This is a genomic window from Marinobacter manganoxydans MnI7-9 (assembly GCF_000235625.1).
GTDB classification, from domain to species: domain Bacteria; phylum Pseudomonadota; class Gammaproteobacteria; order Pseudomonadales; family Oleiphilaceae; genus Marinobacter; species Marinobacter manganoxydans.
The window spans coordinates 287734-310546 of the sequence record NZ_AGTR01000085.1 but is presented as its reverse complement, the minus strand read 5'-3'; the positions used below and the strand labels follow the sequence as shown (position 1 = coordinate 310546).

Sequence of the window (22813 nt, the reverse complement as noted above, 5' to 3'; positions counted from 1 at the left end):
TTTGGTTATTACCTAATAACCGAATATTATCAGAATGTGCACCCGGAAAACATGAGAAGGACCGCTAACCAGCCGACACGCGAGTGCCCGCCGAACCTTCGAGTATGGCCACGGCATCCTGGAGCCGACCAATGCCGCCAATCCCCCCGGCCTCGGCAAAATCGCAGGCGGCTTGCAGTTTCGGGCCCATGGATCCGGCCGGCATCTCCAGGGCCCGGGCCTGAGCCACTGTCAGTTCGGCAAGCGGCGTCGAATGATCGGTTCCGAAATCCCGGTAGACAGCATCCACATCGGTTAACAGGAGCATCGCGTCCGCTCCAAGCTGGCTGGCAAGCAATGCGCTGGCGGCATCCTTGTCGATGACCGCCTCAATGCCGACCATGCTGCCGTCGTCCCTGCGCAGCACCGGTATTCCGCCACCCCCGGCACACACCACGACCACGCCCTGGTCGAGCAGTAACTTCAGTACGCGCATGTCCGGTATTTCCAGGGGTTTGGGCGAAGGCACTACCCGGCGCCACTTGTCGCCATCCGGCGCAATGCTCCAGCCCGCACCGGCGGCCCGGCGCTCGGCCTCTTCACGATCGTAGACCGGCCCGACAAACTTGGTCGGCTTTTCAAAAGCCGGGTCTCTGGGATCCACCACTACCTGGGTCAGCAGGGTTGCGACAGGCCGGTCATGTTCCAGGGCGTTCTCCAGCTCCTGTTCGATCATGTAGCCGATCATGCCCTCGGTTTCCGCTCCCAGGACATCCAGCGGGTAGGCCTCATCCGGTTTGTAGGAGGCACCCTGTAAAGCCAGCAGCCCGACCTGTGGCCCATTCCCATGGGTGACCACCAGGTCGTGGCCCGCCCGGACAACCGCGGCCAGCGATCGGGCCGCAATCTGCACATTTTTACGCTGGACCCCTGCCGTCAGCGGTTCTCCGCGTTTCAGCAGGGCATTCCCCCCCAACGCTGCCACAACCAACATGTCAGCCTCCCAGGGTCGCCACGAGGACGGCCTTGATGGTGTGCATGCGGTTCTCGGCCTGATCGAAAACAATCGAGGCGGGGCTTTCGAAGACCTCTTCAGTCACCTCCATGGCGTCGATGCCATAGGTCTCCTGAATCTCCTTCCCCACCACCGTCTCGGTGTTGTGAAAGGCCGGCAGACAGTGCATGAACCGAACCCGCGGATTGCCGGTTTTGGCCATCAGGGCCGCATTCACCTGGTAAGGCATCAGCAATTTGATCCGTTCGGCCCACTTTTCTTTCGGTTCGCCCATCGAGACCCAGACATCGGTATACACGAAATCGACGCCGGAAACGGCGGCGTCAACATCCTCCGTGATGGTAATGCGCGCTCCGGTTTCGGCCGCCAGCGCCCGGGCCTCCTCCTGAACGGTCTGGCCAGGCCAGCAGGCTTTTGGTGCGCACAAGCGCACGTCCATGCCCATCTTGGCGCCACCGATCAGCAGGCTGTCGCCCATATTGTTGGCGGCATCGCCGATGAACACGTAGGCCACATCCCGCAACGGCTTTTCCACATGCTCCTGCATGGTCAGAAAATCCGCCAGGATCTGGGTGGGGTGAAATTCATTGGTGAGCCCGTTGTAGACCGGCACGCCGGCGTACTGTGCCAGCTCTTCCACAACCGATTGTCCGAATCCCCGATACTCAATGGCATCGTAAACCCGGCCAAGAACCCGGGCAGTGTCTTTCACTGATTCCTTGTGGCCAATGTGGGTTCCGGTCGGCCCCAGGTAAGTTACCCGCGCCCCCTGGTCGAAGGCAGCAACTTCAAACCCGACCCGGGTCCGCGTGGAATTCTTCTCGAAGATCAGAGCGATATCCTTGCCTTCGAGCTTGGGCACTTCGGTGCCCGCGTACTTGGCCGTCTTCAGATCCGCAGACAGCTTCAGTAAAAAAGCGATTTCCCTGGGGCTGAAATGCCGCAGGGTAAGAAAATGTCGGTTCTTGAGATTGAATGCCATAACGTTTCTCCCTGGCTCTCAGATCGCGTCCCGGATGGTCGGGCAACTCATGCACCGACCCCCGCCCCGGCCACGTCCCAGCTCGGCACCGGGTATGGCCAGAACCTCGATACCCGCGGCCGAAAGCGCCGCGTTGGTATCGTCGTTGCGGTCGTAGCCGACAACCACACCAGGGCTCAGGGCCAGCACATTGTTGCCGTCGTTCCACTGTTCCCGCTCGCGTTCTTCCGGCGTGTCGCCGCCGGTTGCCACGACTTCCAGGGCCGGGTAGCCGAGAATTTCAGCAACCACCTCGAACAGATGCCGGGAATCCTGGTTGAACGCCAGTGTTTTTGCTCCCTCACCGGGGCGCAGGTCGTAGCAGATCACGGCATCCGCCACTTCCTTGAAGGCAGTGACCACGTTGCCACCACAGAAGGTAAACACGGTGTCCAGGTGCATGGCCGACCGGGTTTTGGGCAGTTGACAGGCGATTACCCGATCCACCATTCCGCCATCAAAGAGTGCTTTTGACAGTTGCCCGATGGCCTGGGGAGAGGATCGCTCGCCCATGCCTACCAGAACCGTTCTGTTCCCCAGCGGCATGATGTCCCCACCCTCCAGGGTTGCCAGTCCATGATCTTCCAGAGGATCGCCCCAGTGCACGTTCACCTTGCCGGCGAATTTCGGGTGGAATCGGTAGATAGCGGCCATCAGCAGGGTCTCAGGCTTGCGGGCAACCCAATACATCGGGTTGAGAGTAACCCCGCCATACACCCAGGCGCTGTTATCCCGGGTGAACAGGAAGTTGGGCAGCGGCGGCAGCACGAATCCGAAACGCCCGAGGTGGTTGCCAAACAGACCGACGGGATCGAATGGCAGATCCCCCACCTCCAGACCACCAATCAGGAATTCGGCGAGCGCCTTCTCGGGCAGTTCATCCATCCAGGCGCGCAGGTCCGACACCATGCCCACGCCGATATGGTTCCAGTTGATCCGGTGATCAAGAATCCAGGCACGTCCCTCGGGAATGGCCAGCGTTTCCGCCAGCAACTCGTTGACATCCAGCACCTCCACGCCCCGACCACGCATCACGCTGGCAAACACGTCATGATCTTTCTGGGCCTGCTTGACCCAGAACACATCATCGAACAACAGGGCATCGCAGTTGGACGGCGTCAACCGCCGGTGCGCCAGCCCCGGCCGGCAGATGATGACCTGGCGCAGGGTCCCGGTCTCAGAGTGCACTCCAAGTGTTTGTTCAGACATGACAAAACTCCTTTTGTCGCAGGGTTACAGCGGGGGTCACAAAAGTGTGCCGACGCTGATAACCACAGTGATAAACACGGTCAGAATAAGCAGCAAGGGCCAGATAAAGGCCAGCCAGCGATCGTAGGACACGCGCCCGATGGCAAGGCCGCCAACCACCACCGCGAAGGTGGGGTTGATCAGGTTCACCAGACCGTTGGCAGACTGATAGGCAGTTACCACCAGATCCCGCCCGACGTTGGCAAAATCCGCCAGCGGCGCGAGGATCGGCATGGACAGGACGGCCAGGCCAGAGGACGACGGCACGAAGAAACTCATGCCCACCTCGATCCAGAACATCAGGTTGATAAAGGCCAGTTCCGGCAGGCCACCCAGCGAGGTTTCGGCGCTGTGGAGGATGGTATCGGCAATCATGCCCTGCTCCATGATCACCACGATGCCGCGGGCAAGGCCGACCACCAGGGCAACCCCGAGCAGATCCCGGGCGCCATCGACAAAACTGCCGGTCAGTTTCTTTTCGCCCAGTCGTGCAATGATGCCGATCACAATGGCTGCACCAAAGAACAGAGAGCCCATCCGGGCCATCCACCAGCCCTGGGATGACACACCCCAGATCATCACGGCAAAGGTCAGGGCAAAGATAACCAGAGCAATAATCTGGGTGGTTGTCAGGGTGGCGCTGTGAATCTCCTGGTCACCTCCCTGCAGAAACAGTTTCTTGTGCGCTGCCCATTGCTTTGCCACCACCGAGCGCGAGGGGTCGGTTTTTACGCGATGGGCATATCGCATAACGTAGCCGATACAGATCAACAGGCCGCCGATCAGCAGAATGAAACGCAGCACGATGCCGTCGGTGAACGGTATTCCAGCAGCATTGGCTGCAATCACCGTGGCGAACGGGTTGATGGTTGAGCCCAACACGCCGATCCCGGCTCCGATCAGGATGATGGCAACGCCTGTAACGGCGTCGTAGCCGGCCGCAAGTATCACGGGAATCAGAATGGCGTAAAAAGCCAGGGTCTCCTCTGCCATCCCGTAGGTGGTGCCACCGATGGCGAAGAGCACCATCAGTATCGGAATCATCCAGATCTCATGGCCTTTCAGATGCCGCATCGCGCTGCGAATGCCGGTATCAATAGCTCCGGTCGCATTCATCACACCGAGGAAACCACCCAGGAACAGTATAAACATGGCAACATCAATGGCATTGGCAACGTAACTGTCGGGGTCGTAGAACCCGGCTGTGGGTGCCATCAGGACATCAACGAACCCCTGGGGATTCGGATCAACGGTCTGGTAGGTGCCCGGAACTGCCACTTCCCGACCAACCTCTTCATTCATGGCGCGCTCGTACTGCCCGGCCGGAATAAGCCAGGTCAGGGCGGCCACCAGAATAATGAGGCCGAAAAGAATGGTGTAGGCGGTAGGAAATCGGGAAGCAAGGTCGGTTTCGGGATTTTCTGGCAATTTTTCGTCTTCAGTCACGATGCGTCTCCTTTCTTGAACCGCATTGTGCAGACAGGTTCCTTCCGGGAACCTCAAGAAGCCAAACACAGCCTCAGCGGCTGATGGCCACTGGTTCAGATCTGCATCAGGCCAGCATAGTGCAGCCCGCCGCTTCCTGAATTGAGATAGCGCAATTTTTAATCAACCATAAAAAAGCCCCGGTTGGAGGAGTTGGTTCCACCCGGGGCAAGAATGTCACCCGCCGGCTATGAGAAGCGGGTAACCGCCATGCAAGGTCTTACCACCTGGCTGTCAGTGCGGCACGCAGGGTCCTGCCAGGCTCATTAACTCTTACGGCTTCGGGGTTGAATGGATCAGTATTGGCCCTGCTAACGTGGGGCGCCCAGGTATTGTCGAACAGGTTATCCACTGCCCAGCTGATGCTCAGATAGTCGGCGAGCGGGTGGCTCCCGGACAGGTTCAGTACGCCGTAGCCTGGCGAGGTGCCGGGATCCTGGCCGGACTCCAGATCCACCCGGTCCTGGCGGCGGGCCAGCACCCACTCCAGTTCAATGCCATGGCCCATGTGCTGCCAGCCAAGGGTCTGAATAAACTGCACCGGCGGAATCTGCGGCAGGGGTTTGTTTTTGTCACGGTTTTCACCTCGTACCGAGGCCAGACTGCTGTTAGTGCTCCAGGTGCCGTTGCTCCACCCAAGCTGAGCCTCAACACCCATCAGCCGCGCATCGATATTGCGGTAGACGCTGACCTGATCCACATTGCGCGTGCGCAGGACGAAGTCATCCACCTGATCCACCCACACGGCCGGGCGCCAGTGCCAGCCGTTGCTCTGGCCAGGCATCGCCACTTCCACCTTGCGATGCGTCTCAGGGTCGAGAGAAGGGTTGCCTACCCAGCGTCTTGCCGGATCCATGTTGTTCCAGCTGGCAATGTAGCGTTCAGTCACGCCCGGGCTGCGGACGCTATGGCTTGCCGTAACCACCAGCGACTGGATGGGAGAAAACCGCCAATCGCTGCTTACAAAGCCACTGAAGTTGTCATCGCTCGCATCGGTGTTGGTAGTGCCGTAGATCGCCTCGTAGGCATCGGCGGCAGACATGGCCATCATGCCACTACCAAACACCTGATCGGCGGCCCCAGCGGACATTTCCACGCGATCGTAGCGCACGCCACCACCCAGTTTTAACGCCGGGGTTACCCGGTAGAAGCGCTCAGCGAAGAGGCCGAAACGGTCTCGATCCACGTCGGGCCAGAGTACCGACGTCAGCATATCCAGATTCGCGCCGCCAAACCGTTCGGCGTGCCAGTTATTGGTCTCGACATCCGCACCAATGGCCCAGTCTGTTCTGGCATCCGGACTCTGATCCAGGGTCAGACGGAGGCCCCGGGTTTCGGTCTCGGAATCGGTCAGCATTTTCATCATGGACTCACGGAGACTGAAATTATCCATGATGTGATCAACATCGGCCTGCCAGGCCAGCAGGTTCCAGTTGCCGTTGGCCACGGGCGAGCCCAGCTCCAGTCGCATGATGTCGGTATCGGTTTTCGGCGCATCCATGCCGGAGCCGGCGTATTTCACGTCCCGCTCCTCCTGACGGCTTACCAGGCCTTTGATATAGAACCCGTTATCCGCCTTCCACGCAGCATCGAGGCGGGCCTCAGAGTTCTTGTAGGCGCTGCGCACTTCGTTGCCATCGCCGTCCTCGTAATCGTCCGCCTCGTCGTAACCGCCTGCGAGCCGAAGCCAGGCACTGTCACTCCCCACTGCGGCACTGCCATTGACCAGTTTGCCATTGCCGTTGTCCGCGCCGCCCACCGTCAAATGACCTGTGGTGGCGGAATCATCGAAGACTGGCGCTGCTGTGGTGGCAATAATCTGGCCACCGGTGATCGGGCCCCAGCGAAGGGTCTGGTTACTGGTGCGCACCTCGAGCAAGGGTGCCAGTGCCGAACTCAGGCGACTGGTTGGGGGATCCATGCGATTCGGGCAGGCCCCTTCAACGCGAATACCGTCCAGAAGCACATCCACCCGCTCCTGGCTTTGACCACGAATCACCGGTTCCAGGCCGCGACCTCCCATTCGGGAGAGCGACACTGAGGGATCAGAGGACAAACGTTCAACGGGCTCTGAAGCCAACGTACTCGAGGCCTCTTCTATGCTCTGCCCCTCAGTAACATAAATGACCGGCAAGTCAGGAGAACTCTCCTGGGCCAACACTCCGGCGGGCAAGGAAACCAATCCCGCAGCACACAATCCGATGAAACGCGTTCCAATTACCGTCGCCATACAACCTTATCCTGACCAGCTCTGATAGTTGGCGCCAATCATAAACATCAGCCGGCGCCAGCGCCTGAGACCAAATGCCGCATCCCCTCGGAGGTATTACCGCGTATCCCGATGGAAAAAAACGCTAGAATGCCCGCTATGGAATGGCTGACCCACTCACAGACCGGATTTCAACAGACTGCCCGCTATCTGCTGGGCATGCGTCTGGCTATTGTTGCGCTGCAGCTTATTTCGATCGCCGTGGCGGAAACCATGGTAACCCTGGCCCATCGGGCTGAAGCGGTTATCCTGCCCCTCGCCTATGGGGTTATGGCAACCCTGGCCTGGCTCTGGTTTACCCGTCGCCCACCGCGCTCGACACAGGCCGTCAGCCTGGTGCTGATTGTCGATTTGCTTTTGATCGGAGTCTGGCTTTACCTGACGGGCGGCTATACCAACCCCCTGGTTTCCCTGTTGCTGCTGCCTATCGCCGTTGCCATTGTGCTGTTGCCACTGGGCCAGAGCATTGCCGTTACCGTCGCCGGCGTTGCGGTTTATACCTCCCTGGTGATCTGGCATACGCCGGTCACCCATGGACATCACAACGCCAACCTGGCCCAGTTACACCTGGTCGGCATGTGGGTGACCTTCGCCACAACCGCTGCCATCCTGCTGCTGGTTGTCGGTGCCCTGGCACGTCGCCTGCGCCAGCAACAGGCCCAGCTCGCACAGATACGGGAAACCCTGCTGCGAGATGAGCAGATCATCGCCCTCGGACTGTCGGCTGCTGCAGTGGCACATCGCCTGGGGACGCCGCTGAACACCATGACGCTGCTGGTGGAGGAAATGAAATCCGCTGCCCCGGTCGGCGACCCCATCACCGACGACCTCGCACTGATGGAAAGTCAACTGGGCCTGTGCACGACCCACCTGCAACAGCTGTCTTCGGCGGCCGTGCAGGCCAAGACCGCGCAACTGGAAACCCTGCCAGCCCGGGACTGGGTGGCACGTCTTCGGGAATCCGCTACCCTGCTTTGGCCGGGTGCCGCCATTGAATGGCGTCAGCCTGTGCCGGACTGCCCGGTTGCCGTGGACGCCACCCTTGATCAGGCCGTTCTGAATGTGTTGGACAACGCAGTAACAGCCAGCCCGTCCTGGGTCGCCGTTGCAGCCAGTGAGGGTGCCGATGGCCGGCTGGAACTGGTTGTCGAGGACCATGGTGATGGCCTGGAATCCACCCCGGAAGGTACGCTCGGGGACAAGGTGGTCAGTTCGGAGAATGGGCTCGGAGTTGGCCTTTTCCTTTCCAACGCCACCATCCAGCGTCTTGGAGGCACACTGAAAGCCCGGGGTAGTGCGGACGGTACCACCATCATCATAGAGCTGCCGATAACGGCAGCGACCAACGGCCTAGCGGGAGAACAGGCGTGAGCAAACAACAGGCGTGGCTGCTTATTGATGACGATGACGCCTTTCTGCAGGTGCTTCAGCGCTCACTCGGACGCCGGGGCATCGAAGCGAAGCTTGCCCACGGGCATCAGGAAGCAAAAACCGCCCTGCTGGAGGGAACCTTTCACCGATGCGTACTGGATCTGAACCTGGCCGGCGAAAGCGGCCTGCAGCTTCTGCCAGAGATTCTGGACATGCATCCGGATCTGGAAATCCTGGTGCTGACCGGTTACGGCAGTATCGCCACGGCGGTCGAAGCCATGCGCCGCGGCGCGGTGAACTATCTGTGCAAACCGGTAACGGTCAACCAGCTGCTGGCCGGATTCGAGCCGATTGATGCGCCGCCGGATCTCCGGGCGGAGCCGCCCTCGGTCGAGGAAATGGAGTGGGAGCACATCCAGCGGGTTCTCAACGAAAACGAGGGCAACGTCTCTGCCACCGCCCGCGCCCTGAACATGCATCGACGTACCCTGCAACGAAAGCTCCAGAAGCACTCGCGCTGGCGCTGACCTATACCCATAGGTATTTGGCGCAAAACTGACATTTATCAATTCACCTAGACCATTTACCCATGGTTTTTCAGAGCTATTCCGGTAGCATGCCCGACATTTGCGACAGGTCTCACGGGAGGAGAGTTCGTAAATTTACACACCGGAGTACACGTTACTGACTCTCATGCCCAGATCCCCCACGACGGTTACACCACCCTCAGACATCGACCCCAAGCGCCTGGCCATGGTTGCGGCGGTTACGCCCAATTTTCTGGTGATGCTGGATGATGCCGGCCGCATTGAATGGGTTAACCCCAGCTTTGAGGAACACACGGGGTATCAGCTTGAGGAGGTGCGCGGATGCCTCCCAAAGGAAGTGCTTTACGGGCCGGACACCGACCCCGAAACCATCAAGCGCATTAACCAGAAGCTGCATCGGGCCGAAATCATTGAAGAAGACATTCTTCACTACACCAAAGCCGGACAGCCCTACTGGGTGCATACCTATTGCGTTCCGATAGGTACAGAGCAGGGCGTTGACCCTGGTTATATCGCCATTCAGAACAACATCTCCGACAGGAAGAACAGCGAGCGGGGCCTGCGGATCGCGGCCAGCGTGTTCGACCGCAGCCACGAAGCCATCCTGATCACCGACCAGTCGAACCGGATCCTGGATGTGAATCCTGCGTTTTCGCGGATTACCGGCTATAGCCGGCAGGAGGTTCTGGGCCTCAACCCGGCGATTCTCAGCTCCGGCCGACATTCCGGGGAATACTACCGGTCCATGTGGCGTACCATCGAGAAAACCGACCACTGGCGGGGCGAAATCTGGAACCGCCGGAAAAACGGTGAAGAGTTTGTGGAACTGCTATCCATCAGCCGCGTGCATCTGGAAGAACCCGGGCAGTATTACCATGTGGCGGCCTTCTCGGACATCACCGCACTCAAGAACCATGCGCGCGAACTCGACCGGGCGGCCAACTACGACGATCTGACCGGCCTGCCCAACCGCCAGTTGCTGGAAGAGCGACTGCGCACAGCCCGCAGCCACGCCGACCGGCAACATCGCAGCGTGTCGGTGTGCTATCTGGACCTCGACGGCTTCAAGGGTATCAATGACAAATGGGGGCAGTCGGCCGGTGACCAGACCCTGCGCACCCTGGCCGAGCGACTGACCCGTGCGCTGCGCAGCGGCGACACCGTTGCCCGGATCGGTGGCGACGAATTTGTCCTCCTGCTGCAGGGCGATGACAACCACGAAGCGGTTTACCAGCGCATTCTGGCCACCGTCGGCGATCCGGTAACGGTGGGCGATCAGAATGTTTCACTCACGGCCAGCCTCGGCATTACCCGCTACCCGGAAGATGGATCAGACGCCGAAGGTCTGATTCGGCATGCCGATCAGGCCATGTACTCCGCCAAGGAAAAAGGCCGCAATCAGTATCACTTGTTCGATCCCGGCCTGGACGAGCATCGCCGGAACCGGCGCAATCAGTTGATGGAAATCTCCAGGGCCCTGGAAAACGAGGAGTTCGAGCTGTTTTTCCAGCCCCAGATCCGTGTCACGGATTGCGAGCTTTTCGGTTTTGAGGCGCTGATCCGCTGGAACCACCCCCAGAAAGGGCTGGTTTCACCGGGCGAATTTCTTCCGATTGTCGAAAATAGTCACCTGGAAGTACCACTGGGACAGTGGGTATTGAAAGAAGCCATTCACCAGATGAACGCCTGGAAGGAAGCGGGAGAGAATCTGGCGATAAGCATTAACATCAGCGCTCCGCACCTGATGGACCGCTCATTTGCCGACTACCTGGAGAGTTACCTGCACAGCCACCCGGAGGTGGCACCCGGCCAGATCACGCTGGAGGTTCTTGAATCGACTGCACTGGAGGACACCCAGCGAGCCAGCAACGTTCTGGCGCGCTGCCAGAGCCTCGGCCTTCAGGTGGCGCTGGACGATTTTGGCACCGGTTTCTCATCCCTGACTTATCTGCGTACGCTTCCGGTGGACATCATCAAGATCGACCAGAGTTTTGTTCGCAACATGCTTGAGGATGCCGGCGACCGCGCCATCGTTGAGAGCGTGATCTTCCTGGCCCAGCGGTTCGCCCACCCGGTTCTGGCCGAAGGCGTTGAAACCATGGAACACGCCCGAACACTGAGGCAGATGGGATGCAATTTCGTGCAGGGCTACGGGATCGCCCGCCCCATGCCGGCAACCGAGGTGCTGGGCTGGGCAAGGAAATGGCAGCGTAGGGCCCGTTCCGGCAAGGCCGGCGACCTGCTCAGCACCGCTGTCGCCAGTGGCAAGGGCCTCTGAGCCGGAAAGCTCTACCGGTAGCGTCTCTGGTCCAGCGTGGTCAACCGGTCCGGATGGAAGACCATGAGGCCGGTCACAAAGGTGCCGTTCACGAACCCCTCGGGAATCATGAACAACGGGAGGTAACGGATGTACTCATGCACCAGTTGGTCAAACGTATAGACGCCACTGCTCCATAGCATGAGGCACATGACACCACCGGCGGCTGCCACGGAAATGCCGGCCCCGAAGAACCCGCAGAAGAAGATATAGGCGAAGAAATTCCGGAAATCCCGCCGGCGTTCCCAGAGCATGATTCCGTGGCTGACAATGGCAGGCACCATCACGGTAATCAGACCGTTGGCCGCAAACATGATCAGGGGTTCTCGTCCGGTAATGACCGTGATCACCAGCGCCAGCAATCCCGCCAGCACCGCAAGCGCCCACCCCAGCATCAGCGTTATCACCGTGATCCCGAAAATGTGGATGGCCAGGCCGGGAGAAATGCCTGCCCTCAGCTGCCAGACGAATCCGAGCACCACGGCCGCGCCGAAGAACGAGTGCTGGAGCGCGTTGTCCTTGCGTAAGGCTGGCCAGTCAATGGAGCGCACCGCCCGGACAAGAATTACCAGAAAAAGCAGCAGCGTGATGATCCACTGGCTGGTGGATAGCAGATTTTCAGTCATGCCCATAGTGAACGTACCGCAGTAACGGGGTCGGGTATGACATCTTAGCGGCTCGCCCCACCCCCGGTGCAAGCGAGCCCAGATAGATCAGGCGACCTGTCTCTCTTGCTTGCCAAGGTCGGTGAGGCGCTGCCAGGCTTCAAAGGTGCTGAGGAAAACCTCGCCACCCAGGTGGGAAAGCAGTTCCGTGCCTTTCAGTTTGTCCATGACGGGGCCTTTCACTTCCGCCAGATGCAACCTCACTCCTGCATCCTTCATACGCTCGTTAATCGCCTCCAGACTTTCGAGGGCCGAGGCGTCCACCAGATTCACGGCCGGACACATCAGCACCAGGTCCTTAAGCTCCGGCTCCCGTATCATCAGGTCCATAACCGTTTCCTCAAGGAAGCGTGCGTTGGCGAAGTACAGGCTCTCGTCTACCCGCAGGAAGGTCACCTTCGGGCACAGCTCCACGTCATGGCGAAGCACGTTGCGGAAGTGCTCGGTTCCCGGTACCCGACCAACCACCGCGCTGTGGGGGCGGCTGGTTCGATACAGAAACAGGCCTATCGAAAGCGCCACCCCGGCGATAATGCCGGCCTCGACACTGTGCACCAGAGTCAGCACGATGGTGGCGAGCATGGCGCCAAAGTCCGTGCGGGAGTAGCGCCAGGTGCGACCCAGGGCCGGAAGGTCGATCAGCGTGGCCACGGCGACGATGATGGTCGCCGCCAGGGTCGCCTGGGGCAGATAGGCAATGGCTGGCGTCAGGAATAACGTTGCCATGGCGATACCCACAGCCGCATAGGCGCCGGCGGCGGGAGTCTCGGCCCCAGCGTCAAAGTTGACCACGGAACGGGAGAAGCCACCGGTGACCGGCATGCCGCCGGAAAAACCGGCGCCCAGGTTGGCAGTACCCAGGCCAATCAGCTCCTGGTCCGGATCAATACGCTGGCGACGTTTCGCGGCCAGGGTCTGGCCAACAGACACCGACTCCACGAAACCCACAACACTGATCAGCAACGCGCTGACCGCCAGCTGCTGCCACAAGCCCATGTCCAGGCTCGGCATGGTGAAATCGGGCAGTCCCCGGGGCACATCCCCGACCAAACGCACACCCTGGCCATCAAGCTGGAACTGCCAGGCCACCAGGGTGGTGACCAGAACCGCCAGAATCGGCGCGGTTTTGGTAAGAATATCCGCCATTCTCGGGGCCAACCCCATTGCCATCAAAAGCGGCTTCAGGCGTTTGCGGGCCAGCATCAGGAAAATCAGCGCTCCGGCACCGACCCCCAACGTTGCCAGGTTGGTGTCACCGATGGATCCCAACAGCGAGTGAGCAATCTCCAGAAGGTTGTGACCCGAGGCCTGGATTCCGAAGATATGCTTCAGCTGACTGGCAGCAATCACAATGCCGGAGGCCGTGATAAAGCCCGAAATCACCGGATGGCTGAGAAAATTGGCCAGGAAACCCAGCCTGAGGACACCCATCAGGGTCAGCATCAACCCAGACATGACCGCCAGCAAAACGGCACCAGCCACGTATTCCGGTGTACCGAACTCCGCAAGGGGTGCCAGGGCCGCTGCGGTCATCAGGGAAGCCACAGCAACCGGGCCCACCGACAGTGTTCGGCTGGTGCCGAAGACAGCGTAAATAACCAGGGGCAGGATACTGGCGTACAGACCCACCTGGGCAGGCAACCCGGCCAGCAGGGCATAGGCCAGCGACTGGGGGATGAGCATGACGGTAACGATGATCGCGGCCACCAGATCACTGGTGGCCTGTTCCCGGCCATATTTTGGGGCCCAATCCAGAATGGGCAGATAGCGTTTAAGATTCATCGGGAATCTCAGAACAGGTTAACCGGTACTTTCAGGTAAACCTGACCATTGTCTTCAGCCGGAGGCATATGGCCTGCCCGCATGTTGACCTGGACCGAAGGCAGAATCAGCCGTGGCATATCCAGGGTCGCGTCCCGTTCGGTCCGCATCTTCACGAACTCTTCCTCGGAAACACCTTCGTGGACATGGATGTTCGCTTCCCGCTGCTCGGCCACCGTGGTCATATGCTGATACTCGTCACGGCCGGGCGCCTTGTAGTCGTGACACAGGAAGATACGGGTTTCTGCCGGCAGAGACAGTACCTTCTGGATAGACTGGTACAGGGTGCGGGCATCGCCACCCGGGAAATCACAGCGGGCGGTGCCGAAATCCGGCATAAACAGGGTGTCACCCACGAAGGCGGCATCGCCAACCACATAGGTCAGGCAGGCAGGGGTGTGCCCCGGGGTATGCAATACGCGCCCCTCAAGACCACCGATGGCGAATGTGTCGCCCTCTCTGAACAGCTGATCGAACTGGCTGCCGTCGCGCTGGAATTCGGTGCCGGCGTTAAACGCCTTGCCAAATATTTCCTGTACGTCTCGGATGTGCGCACCAATGCCGGTCTTGCCGCCCAACTTCTCATGCAGGTAAGGCGCGGCCGACAAGTGATCCGCGTGTACGTGGGTCTCCAGAATCCACTCGACCTTCAGATCGTTGCTGCGGATGTACTCGATAATCTCGTCTGCAGAACGCACGTCGGTGGTGCCAGCGGCGTAATCAAAATCCAGGACCGAATCGAGAATGGCACAGGCCTGGCTGTCCGGGTCGCGCACCACATAACTGAAGGTATTGGTGGGTTCATCAAAAAAATGCTGAACGATCGGGTTGCTCATGGCAGTCACCTCTGGAGTATCCGAATATCAAATTTAATATAAGCATATACTATTTCGTAATATGAGGTGAAATGATCTTTTTTTATATGCGCAATGTTCCTGATGCATCAACAAGGCAGTCCCGCCCTGCCTGCTTGGCCAGATAAAGCCGGTCATCTGCCCCGGCAATCAGGGCATCGGGACTGGCTGGCCGGTCAACGAACTCTTCGATCCCCGCCACACCCGCACTGACGGTTACCGGAATGTCCTCGTCATTGAACACAAAACATTCCTCGTGCACAGCTTCGAGAATTCGCTGCACAAGCTGTCGCACATCCCCGTGCTCCACGGCGCTGAAGACAACAATGAACTCTTCCCCCCCGAAGCGCACAATTACATCCATGGAGCGGGTCTGGCTCACCAGGATGTCAGCAAAGCGCTGGAGGATATAATCGCCCCCGAGGTGTCCGATGGAGTCGTTGATCCTCTTGAAATGATCTATGTCGAACATGGCCAGCGCGAACCGTTCCCCATGGCGATTGCTCCTGCCCAACATCTCATCCAGCCTGGGCATCAGGTAGCGACGATTGTGCAGACCCGTCAGCGGATCACGAATGGACTGGTTCAGCAGCTCCTCTTCCAGCCGATTGCGCTCCAGGGCACCCGACAAGAGGCCAGACACGATAATCAACAGATCGGCCTGGTCCAGACGCCAGGTTCTTCGGCGAAGGGAGTCGACGCCAAAAAAACCCGTCACCCGTCCGCGCACCCGGATAGGCACGCAGAACATGGACGACACCCCTTGTTCCTGAAGCAGCGCCCGCTCGGGTGCAGCTTCCCGGTCCAGTCGGTCGACATCCTCAATAAACACCACCCGGCTGCCACTGACCATCCCCTCAATCTGTTCCTGCCACCAGTGAAAATCTTCGATCGACACCTGCTGCTGGGTATCGATCAGCGCCGGCACACCGTCCCTGCACCACTCATGGGTATTGGTCATCACGGAGTAGTCATCGGAAAAGCAATACAGATAGGCTCGGTCTACCTTGAAAAACATTCCGATGGATCTCAGAAGTTCATCAATGCACTGATCAATAGTGCCAAAACCAAGGTTGATGAATTCGGTGGATAGACGGGCAATCAGGCGCTGGAAACCGGCCTGGAAGGAAAACTCCGCCTCGCTCTCGCGCAGGCTCTGTTCCAGGTCCTTATAGTGCTGAATATTATGGAACTGACCGTACCAGAGCGTGCTGCCATCGGGCTGACGCTCAGGCTCCGCGTTAACCTCAAACCACTCGTAACCGCCATTCTCCAGCCTGAGCCGGGCCCGATAGCTCCAGGTCCCCAACGTATCTGCCGAGGCCCGGATGCTCTCCGTAACGGCATCAACGTCCTCAGGATGGATCATGGCAAAAATCGGATCCGCGTTATCACTCAGATCCGAAGGATCAATGCCAAAAAGTGACTGCACATGTTCGCTGATGAAGGAACAGCGGTGGGAATCTCCTTCCAAACTCACCCAATAAACGAAAAGGACTCCAGGAACTCCTGAGGCCAGCTTCTGAAAAAAACGGGCAGACAACTCAGTTTGCTGCCCGTTACCGAACCTTGACGCCATGGACAACACGTCCTCCTGACGGACTCTTCACCCCTCTCCAGTTAAGAGTGTAGCCCAAGCTGACAGGAAACGAGGATTCAGAGTGAGTCCAGGCGGCTCATGGCTTCTTCCCGCCGACCAGCATCGGCGACGTCCCGCCCGGCCCTAGCGGGTGCTTCGAGGACTTTCTGCAGATAGCTCCGGGCTCGTTCAGGCTCGCCCTGGTCCAGCAGAAAATCGCCAAAGAAGAAATTGGCATCCATACCATCAGGATTGATCGCCAATGCTTTCTGCAAATACTGACGGGCCTTGTCGTCATCACCGAAGCCCAGTGGCCAGCCAGGGACCTGGTAATAAAGGCTGCCAAGGGATGTGTAAGCCGAGCCATCCAGCGCATCGGGATCGATTGTCAGGGCCGCTTCCAGGGATTTCCGGGCGTCCTTGACCAGGCCCAGGGCACCCAGACCACCTTTGGCACCGGCGTAGGTGCTCAACACAATACCCTGCCAAATCAGCGGCTCTGCCCGGTCCGGATAATGGGCAACAAACTGTTCCGCCTCGCCAGCCAGGCCCTCGAAGGCTTTCTCTTTTTCGTCCTCCGGTACCTGGTACTGGATCTCGGCCCAGCGATGCTGGATGTCGGCCAGCTCGGTCTCAAGAGCAGCTGCCCAAAGCGGCTGGGCAGCCAGACACAGGACCATCAATAAAACACGTTTCATGACAACACTCCCGGATTCAGAAACCGCCGGATCACCGGCAGTTGCTTCAGCATCGCCTTGTCGACAATTTTGGGCAGGATGCCGTTGATGACCACGAACAACTTCTCGGGCCAGCCCAGGAAACGCCGGCGATCGTCATTTTCCATGGCCGCCAGAATCTGCGCCGCCACCGCTTCAGGTGCGTCCATGGCGTTGCCGAGTGCCCGGTTCAGCTCGTTCACGGCCTCCGGATTCATGTCCGTGGCAGTGGCGCGGGGGGCCACATAGATCACCTGAACCGGGGTATCGGCCAGTTCCCTGCGCAGGGCTTCGCTGAAACCGCGCAGACCAAACTTGCTGGCGCAGTATGCGGTGTAGCCGGGGAAACCGATGCTGCCAAAGGTGGACCCCACGAACACCAGCGCTCCCTGTTCGGCTTTTTCAAACCTTGGTGCAAAATGCCTAGCGACAATCATCGCTGACCGGAGATTGACGGCAATCTGGGCGTCCAGTTCATTGACTGTCATATTGCCCAGGCTGGCAAAGCAGTTCTGGCCGGCACAGTGGATCACGCCATCAATATCCGGATAGGCATCGCCGAGCCGAACCAGCTGCTGGTCGAGGTCCGGCGCCGCAAGATCCAGATGTACGAGCGAGACACCTTCCCGATGTTCAAGCTTTTCCGGGTGCCGGGAAGCGATAATCACGCGAGCACCTGCCCTGACCAACGGCTCCACGAGCGCCTTTCCTATACCGCCGGTGCCCCCCAGAAGCAGGAACACCCGATCATGCAGCCTCATGGCGCCGCTCCTTGCGATTCTCGGGCACGGGAATGCTGTGCAGCATGTCGCCGTAAAGCCGGTAGACCATACGGGCCGCCTCGATAATGGCCTGCTGATCATCCGGATCGGTGATTTCGTTCATCAGGTTCCGGAAGAACTCGAAATGCCCTTGGTCCAGAGCACCATGGGAGTAGAGGTAGCTGAACGCTTCTTTGGGCAGGCCAAGCTGTTTCTGGATGGCTTCACCGAGCGGCGTCGCCAGCTCGATCGACGTTCCCTCAAGCACCTGAACCATGCCGAAAAAGGCGGCCGGGTTACCGCGGTTAATGCGGTCATAGAGGTAGGCGACCATCAGCTCGATAGAGGTATCCGGGCTGCCATGACGAATGGCTTCCTTGTCCTCTCCGCAGGCCGCAAGATCGTTGAGGATCCACTCATGGTGGCCATACTCCTCCTCGATGTATTCCACCAACGCCTTTCGCACAAATTCCAGACGCTCGGGTAAGCGGCCACCGCAGGCCATCATCAGGGGCACGGTGTGTTTCACGTGGTGATACGCCTGGGTGAGAAACCAGGTATAGCCATTCAGGTCAAACCGGCCCTCGCGGATGGCCTCAATAACAGGCGCACCGGTTACGTGGGCGCGGGCTTGTGCAGTTTCGGACTGCAGTCGATCGAAAAATGCCATGAAAGATCCTCCTGGCGGGTTTGAAAGTTCAGAATTGGATATCGAAAGATTCATGAAAATCGGAAATGCGCCGGCCAGCAGCGTTGGCAGATCCGCCTGAATCTGTTGGCGAACAGGCCGGCCGTTTGCAGTCAGGTAGCCCTCGGCCTGGCTCAATGGCTGACGGCGGATATAGACACCGGACAAACGAGCGTAGTCCGGCAAATTGTTGTTCAGAACGTCCAGCTGCGAGCGCAACGCATCGGGTGAGCGGCCATCCTGCACAACAACGAGGGCGGACGGGCGGGGATCGCCATCACCAAACACCACCGCCTGGCGGGCACCTATCGCCTGGATGAGTTCACTCTCCAGCCATTCCGGGCTGATGTTGCGACCAAAGCTGGTAATCAGAAGGTTCTTCGCGCGACCGCTCACCGACAGGAAACCCCCGGCATCCCGGGAACCCAGGTCACCGGTATCCAGCCATTCATCCCCTGCCGGTTCATCCCCCAGGTAACCCAGGTGGGTGTTCCCGGCCACCAGAATGTGTCCGCGGTCATCCACCCGTACCCGAACATGGGAGAGCGGTTTACCCACCGCACCTTCGCGTTCGGTTCCAGGCACGTTCAATGCAACCACGGAACTGCACTCGGAAAGCCCATAACCCTCATAAAGCGGCAGGCCGACCGCGCGGCCCCTGGCAAGCAGGTCGGACGAAACCCGTCCGCCACCAACCGCCAGAAACCGGAAAGAATTACTGTCCAGCTGTTTCTGTTCGGCCGCAGACACCAGCGCCATAGCCAGTTCCGGCACCAGAATCAGGGACTGCGGCTGGTGTTCGTTGATGCCCTGCACCAGCCGGCCGATGTCCAGCCCACTGCTTCCGGTCATGCCCAGATCCTGCAAGGGTGCGACCATTACCGTACTGCCCATAAGCAATGGCAGATAAACCCCGGCAATGTTCTCCAGCAATGTGGCCAGTGGCAGGATGCACAGGTGCCGCTCAAGGTCGACGCCCTCAAGACGCTCCTGCAAGGCCAGCGTGGTGGCCGTCATCTGGGCCACCGACAGGCAGACGCCCTTCGGGTTGCCTGTACTGCCGGACGTAAAGGTTATCTTCGCGGTCTGCTCCGGCATCCAGGCGGCTGCCGCTGTTACCGGCAAATGCCTTAGCCAGACACCATGGCCAATGTGCTCACCGCCATTGCTTGCGCCCCCTGACAACAGGCAATCAAGGCCAGCTCGTTCAGTCAGGTGTTCCGTCTGAGTCCGTGAAAAAAACACCGGCACGGGGACACACACCACGCCGGCAAGCAAACAGGCCAGATCGGCAAGAATCCACGCCACGGAGTTGTCGCCACACAGGCCGGCCCGGCGCACACCAAGGCGGGTCAACTGGTCGGCGAGAGCCTCGGCCGCCTGCATCATCTGAGCATAAGTGAAGGCCGACTCCGGCCCCTGGAGCGCCGTTTGTGAGGGTTGGACGGCCGCCTGGCGTTGCAGAAGTTCAGGCAATGTGGCCATAGGAACCTCCTGCCATCGCTTCTTCCCCGGGGGCTTCGGACTCAACCGGCTGAATCAACCGGAGCAAACCGGCGCTCCGCAGTGCCGACATGCCATCGGCGACACGAATGGCCATCACCACCGGATGATGGTCGTAATAACGCCCCCAGCCGGAACCGCCATCGGGCAACATGGCGGGATCGGCAGTCGCCAGGACCTGAGTGGCAATGCCCAGGCGATGAAAACTGTTGCGCAGCTGATCCGTGCCGGTGCACACCACCCAGTCATAACCGGCCCCATCCAGCCACACCGACAACGAGGCAAACAGAAAACGGCTGACGCCGGCTTCAACGCCCGCCAGATGGGCAATCTCCGCGATCCGATGTCGCTCGATGCCCGCAACCGGCATCACCGACTCCACCGGCACCGACAAGTAGTCTTCCAGGAACAGTTTTTCCAGCGCGGCGTTACGAACACCGACCGCGGCAAGAAGACTGCCCTGAGCCGTTGTCAGGGCAAGCAATGCCGGTATGCGCAGAGAAGGCTCGGCACCATAGGCATGCAGGAAGCGCCGACGGATAAAACCCGCAACCGTCTCGGCCATTGCCGTGTCTGGACGGATCTCGTTAAACCAGCGACCGGCACAACGGATGACCGGAACCACCTCCCCGGAGTCCGGGGGACAACATGTGGACATCATCAGCGGGTCTGTCATAAAAGGCCTCTCTTAAGGTACGCCTCCCAGACTAGAGCGCCAGCCTTAACCAAGGCTTAAGAACAGCCGGAAGTTTTCTTAAGCTGGCCTTAAGATTTCTGTGCCAGAATGATCACCAGACCGGTAACAGGACCTGCCATGCGGATATTGCTTGTAGAAGACGACCATCACCTGGCCAACACCATGCTGGGAATGTTGCGTGACGGACAGAACACGGTGGACTGGCTCGACGACGGCCAGCAGGCCCTGGGTGCACTCACCAGCGAGCACTTTGATCTGGCAATACTGGACCTGACTCTGCCCCGCGTTGATGGCCTGGACATCCTGAAGGCAGCCAGGAAACAGGGCGTGCAAACGCCGGTGATCATCCTGACTGCCCGTTCCGGTCTGGATGAAAAACTGACCGGCCTGGATGCCGGCGCCGATGACTACCTCACCAAACCCTTCGCCATGGCGGAGCTCAAGGCCAGAATCCGGGCAGTCACACGTCGGGGCTCCTCGGTGCCGCAGAACGGTCTGACGGTGGGCCAACTGGTGCTCAACCCGGACAACGGACAACTGACCAGCGGCGGCGAAACCACCACATTGCCCCGCAGTGAATTCCAGATTCTTCACTACCTGATGCGACACCCGGATCAGGTAGCCACACGACGACGGCTGGAAGAACAGCTTTACGGCTGGGACCACGGCGCGGAAAGCAACGCCCTGGAGGTGCACATCCACCACCTGCGTCGCAGGGTTGGCAAGGAAACCATTCGGACCCTACGCGGTGTCGGTTATCTGCTCGACAGCCAGGCTGCCGCCAGGGTGACCGAATGTCCCTGACCCGCACACTGACCCTGCTGGTTACCTCCACCGTTCTGCTGATTGCACTTGTTGCTGCGGCCTGGAGCTACATCGAAAGCAACCACGAGCTCGAGGAGCTGTTTGACGCCGAGCTGGCACAAAGCACGCGGATCGTCCAGGGACTGGTACAGCACCTGGCCGACACCCAGTCTGTCGAGCAACTGCCAAAGACCCTGAGCGAAACCCTGGAACTGCCCCGACCCGACACGCCAGGAGTGGATTTTGAAGCTGACAATAACGAAATCCTGCCCGGTGGAACCGGGCACAAGTACGAGAAGAAACTGGCATTCGAGGTCTGGACCCCGGAGCGCGAACCATTGCTGGATACCCTCAAAGCCGACGATACCGAAGGACTGACACCCGGCTATTCCTGGGCAGAGTCCAGTGGCTTTCGCTGGCGAGTGTTTACACTCCAGGATCCAATCACCGGTTTCTGGATCCGGACGGCACAGCGCGAAGATATTCGTGAGGAGCTTAGCGAGGAACTGGCCCTGGGGAACATTCTGCCGTTGTTGATTGCCCTGCCCCTGCTGTTACTTGCCGCCAGTGCCGCCATCCAGCTCGGTTTCAGGCCGCTTTTAAAGCTTGAGCGCCCAATCCGCAACATGGCCCCGGAAAATATACACCCACTGGACGACCGGCAGGCGCCCAAGGAAGTCGCCGGTCTGGTGCAGGCGGTGAATGGTCTGCTCCTTCGCCTCAACCAGGCCCTGGAACGGGAGAGGCGGTTTTCTGCCGATGCCGCCCACGAACTGAGGACACCGCTTACGGCCCTGCGCCTGAATTTGGAAAAAGTCTACGAGAACGACCCGGAGCAATACGGCGGTCTGATCCAGTCCGTGGACCGCATGGTGCACCTGGTTGAGCAGATGCTGCTGCTCAACCGCGTCGACTCTGGTGCCGATTTCACCCCGGAATACCACAACCTGTCTGCCATCGTGGAACAGAGCATTGCCGATGTGGCACCGCTGGCCCTGAAAAAGGACATCGACCCCGTGCTGCAGGACGATGCCGGTCATGCCCTGGTCTCCTGCCACAGCGCCTTGATCAACACGCTCATGCGCTCCCTGCTGGCGAACGCCATCCAGTACAGCCCCGAACACACAAGCATCGAAACACACCTCACGCCTGCCGGTGAGGGATACCATATAACCGTGTGCGACCAGGGCCCCGGCATCCCAGCCGAGGCACGTGAGCGGGCTTTGAGCCGTTTTGTCCGGCTGGACCAGCGACTCGGTGGTGGCGCGGGTCTCGGGCTGGCCATCGCCAGGCGCATCGCTGAACTTCATGGTGGCCAGCTCACCCTGGGCGACCGGCCGGATGGCAACTCGGGCCTGTGCGTCAGCATCTGGCTCCCGGCCCGTGCCACCTCTCGTCTCAAGAAGGTTTAAGATTGTTTTAAGGTTTGAGGAGGATACTCCGGCCCAATTGAACAGGGCCGACAGACGGCC

Annotated in this window: 18 protein-coding genes; 5 read left to right on the top strand and 13 right to left on the bottom strand. The window is 59.6% G+C overall.

Annotation, left to right across the window (positions count from 1 at the left end):
• Positions 1-64: 64 nt before the first annotated feature.
• The 5 genes from arcC to KYE_RS19975 form a co-directional block, all read right to left on the bottom strand.
• Complete coding sequence (arcC, locus tag KYE_RS19995) at positions 65-973, bottom strand: carbamate kinase (protein ID WP_008177137.1); 909 nt, start codon at positions 971-973, stop codon at positions 65-67.
• A 1-nt stretch (position 974) separates the two neighbouring features.
• Complete coding sequence (locus KYE_RS19990) at positions 975-1976, bottom strand: ornithine carbamoyltransferase (RefSeq protein WP_008177136.1); 1002 nt, start codon at positions 1974-1976, stop codon at positions 975-977.
• 18 nt (positions 1977-1994) lie between these two features.
• On the bottom strand, positions 1995-3224 hold the full coding sequence (locus tag KYE_RS19985) for an arginine deiminase (protein ID WP_008177134.1): 1230 nt from the start codon (positions 3222-3224) through the stop codon (positions 1995-1997).
• Between the two features lie 36 nt (positions 3225-3260).
• Positions 3261-4709, bottom strand: a complete 1449-nt coding sequence (locus KYE_RS19980) for a YfcC family protein (protein ID WP_008177132.1) — start codon at positions 4707-4709, stop codon at positions 3261-3263.
• A 259-nt stretch (positions 4710-4968) separates the two neighbouring features.
• Positions 4969-6978 carry a TonB-dependent receptor domain-containing protein gene (locus KYE_RS19975; protein ID WP_227497891.1) on the bottom strand — a complete coding sequence of 670 codons (2010 nt, stop codon included), beginning with the start codon at positions 6976-6978 and terminating at the stop codon, positions 4969-4971.
• 138 nt (positions 6979-7116) lie between these two features.
• Here KYE_RS19975 and KYE_RS19970 point away from each other — a divergent pair, with 138 nt between their 5' ends.
• From KYE_RS19970 to KYE_RS19960, 3 genes are all read left to right on the top strand, one after another.
• Complete coding sequence (locus KYE_RS19970; RefSeq protein ID WP_008177128.1) at positions 7117-8388, top strand: sensor histidine kinase; 1272 nt, start codon at positions 7117-7119, stop codon at positions 8386-8388.
• Entirely contained in the window at positions 8385-8915 is a 531-nt protein-coding gene (locus tag KYE_RS19965) for a response regulator transcription factor (protein WP_008177126.1), read from the top strand. The genes KYE_RS19970 and KYE_RS19965 overlap by 4 nt, the downstream gene beginning before the upstream one ends.
• 166 nt (positions 8916-9081) lie before the next feature.
• Complete coding sequence (locus KYE_RS19960) at positions 9082-11214, top strand: GGDEF and EAL domain-containing protein (RefSeq protein ID WP_008177125.1); 2133 nt, start codon at positions 9082-9084, stop codon at positions 11212-11214.
• 11 nt (positions 11215-11225) lie between these two features.
• On the opposite strand, the gene KYE_RS19955 is transcribed toward KYE_RS19960, so the two are convergent.
• The 8 genes from KYE_RS19955 to KYE_RS19920 all read right to left on the bottom strand — a co-directional run bounded on the left by KYE_RS19955 (position 11226) and on the right by KYE_RS19920 (position 20516).
• Entirely contained in the window at positions 11226-11885 is a 660-nt protein-coding gene (locus KYE_RS19955; protein ID WP_008177124.1) for an energy-coupling factor ABC transporter permease, read from the bottom strand.
• An 81-nt stretch (positions 11886-11966) separates the two neighbouring features.
• Positions 11967-13700: a SulP family inorganic anion transporter gene (locus KYE_RS19950; protein ID WP_008177123.1), complete on the bottom strand. Its 1734-nt coding sequence runs from the start codon at positions 13698-13700 to the stop codon at positions 11967-11969.
• 8 nt (positions 13701-13708) lie between these two features.
• Complete coding sequence (locus KYE_RS19945) at positions 13709-14575, bottom strand: MBL fold metallo-hydrolase (protein ID WP_008177122.1); 867 nt, start codon at positions 14573-14575, stop codon at positions 13709-13711.
• A gap of 82 nt (positions 14576-14657) precedes the next feature.
• The gene (locus KYE_RS19940) at positions 14658-16172 is read right to left on the bottom strand and encodes a diguanylate cyclase (protein WP_008177121.1); all 1515 of its coding nucleotides are present in this window, start codon (positions 16170-16172) and stop codon (positions 14658-14660) included.
• A 77-nt stretch (positions 16173-16249) separates the two neighbouring features.
• A complete protein-coding gene (locus KYE_RS19935; protein ID WP_008177116.1) occupies positions 16250-16870 on the bottom strand; it encodes a tetratricopeptide repeat protein in 621 nt (206 codons plus the stop codon).
• Entirely contained in the window at positions 16867-17649 is a 783-nt protein-coding gene (locus tag KYE_RS19930) for an SDR family oxidoreductase (protein ID WP_008177113.1), read from the bottom strand. Before KYE_RS19930 ends, KYE_RS19935 begins: the two co-directional genes overlap by 4 nt.
• A complete protein-coding gene (locus KYE_RS19925; protein WP_008177111.1) occupies positions 17636-19822 on the bottom strand; it encodes an AMP-binding protein in 2187 nt (728 codons plus the stop codon). The genes KYE_RS19930 and KYE_RS19925 overlap by 14 nt, the downstream gene beginning before the upstream one ends.
• Positions 19806-20516, bottom strand: coding sequence for a thermostable hemolysin (locus KYE_RS19920; RefSeq protein ID WP_008177105.1), 711 nt, complete (start codon positions 20514-20516; stop codon positions 19806-19808). Before KYE_RS19920 ends, KYE_RS19925 begins: the two co-directional genes overlap by 17 nt.
• Positions 20517-20654: 138 nt before the next feature.
• Here KYE_RS19920 and KYE_RS19915 point away from each other — a divergent pair, with 138 nt between their 5' ends.
• Positions 20655-21341 carry a response regulator transcription factor gene (locus tag KYE_RS19915; protein ID WP_008177104.1) on the top strand — a complete coding sequence of 229 codons (687 nt, stop codon included), beginning with the start codon at positions 20655-20657 and terminating at the stop codon, positions 21339-21341.
• Positions 21332-22753 (top strand): ATP-binding protein, encoded by a 1422-nt coding sequence (locus tag KYE_RS19910; RefSeq protein WP_008177103.1) that lies wholly within the window; start codon positions 21332-21334, stop codon positions 22751-22753. The genes KYE_RS19915 and KYE_RS19910 overlap by 10 nt, the downstream gene beginning before the upstream one ends.
• Positions 22754-22813: the final 60 nt, after the last annotated feature.

Coding starts and splice junctions, on each gene's coding strand:
- arcC (WP_008177137.1), bottom strand. CDS start 973: ATGTTGGTTGTGGCAGCGTTGGGGGGGAATGCCCTGCTGAAACGCGGA.
- KYE_RS19990 (WP_008177136.1), bottom strand. CDS start 1,976: ATGGCATTCAATCTCAAGAACCGACATTTTCTTACCCTGCGGCATTTC.
- KYE_RS19985 (WP_008177134.1), bottom strand. CDS start 3,224: ATGTCTGAACAAACACTTGGAGTGCACTCTGAGACCGGGACCCTGCGC.
- KYE_RS19975 (WP_227497891.1), bottom strand. CDS start 6,978: ATGGCGACGGTAATTGGAACGCGTTTCATCGGATTGTGTGCTGCGGGA.
- KYE_RS19970 (WP_008177128.1), top strand. CDS start 7,117: ATGGAATGGCTGACCCACTCACAGACCGGATTTCAACAGACTGCCCGC.
- KYE_RS19960 (WP_008177125.1), top strand. CDS start 9,082: ATGCCCAGATCCCCCACGACGGTTACACCACCCTCAGACATCGACCCC.
- KYE_RS19955 (WP_008177124.1), bottom strand. CDS start 11,885: ATGGGCATGACTGAAAATCTGCTATCCACCAGCCAGTGGATCATCACG.
- KYE_RS19950 (WP_008177123.1), bottom strand. CDS start 13,700: ATGAATCTTAAACGCTATCTGCCCATTCTGGATTGGGCCCCAAAATAT.
- KYE_RS19945 (WP_008177122.1), bottom strand. CDS start 14,575: ATGAGCAACCCGATCGTTCAGCATTTTTTTGATGAACCCACCAATACC.
- KYE_RS19940 (WP_008177121.1), bottom strand. CDS start 16,172: ATGGCGTCAAGGTTCGGTAACGGGCAGCAAACTGAGTTGTCTGCCCGT.
- KYE_RS19935 (WP_008177116.1), bottom strand. CDS start 16,870: ATGAAACGTGTTTTATTGATGGTCCTGTGTCTGGCTGCCCAGCCGCTT.
- KYE_RS19930 (WP_008177113.1), bottom strand. CDS start 17,649: ATGAGGCTGCATGATCGGGTGTTCCTGCTTCTGGGGGGCACCGGCGGT.
- KYE_RS19925 (WP_008177111.1), bottom strand. CDS start 19,822: ATGGCCACATTGCCTGAACTTCTGCAACGCCAGGCGGCCGTCCAACCC.
- KYE_RS19920 (WP_008177105.1), bottom strand. CDS start 20,516: ATGACAGACCCGCTGATGATGTCCACATGTTGTCCCCCGGACTCCGGG.
- KYE_RS19915 (WP_008177104.1), top strand. CDS start 20,655: ATGCGGATATTGCTTGTAGAAGACGACCATCACCTGGCCAACACCATG.
- KYE_RS19910 (WP_008177103.1), top strand. CDS start 21,332: ATGTCCCTGACCCGCACACTGACCCTGCTGGTTACCTCCACCGTTCTG.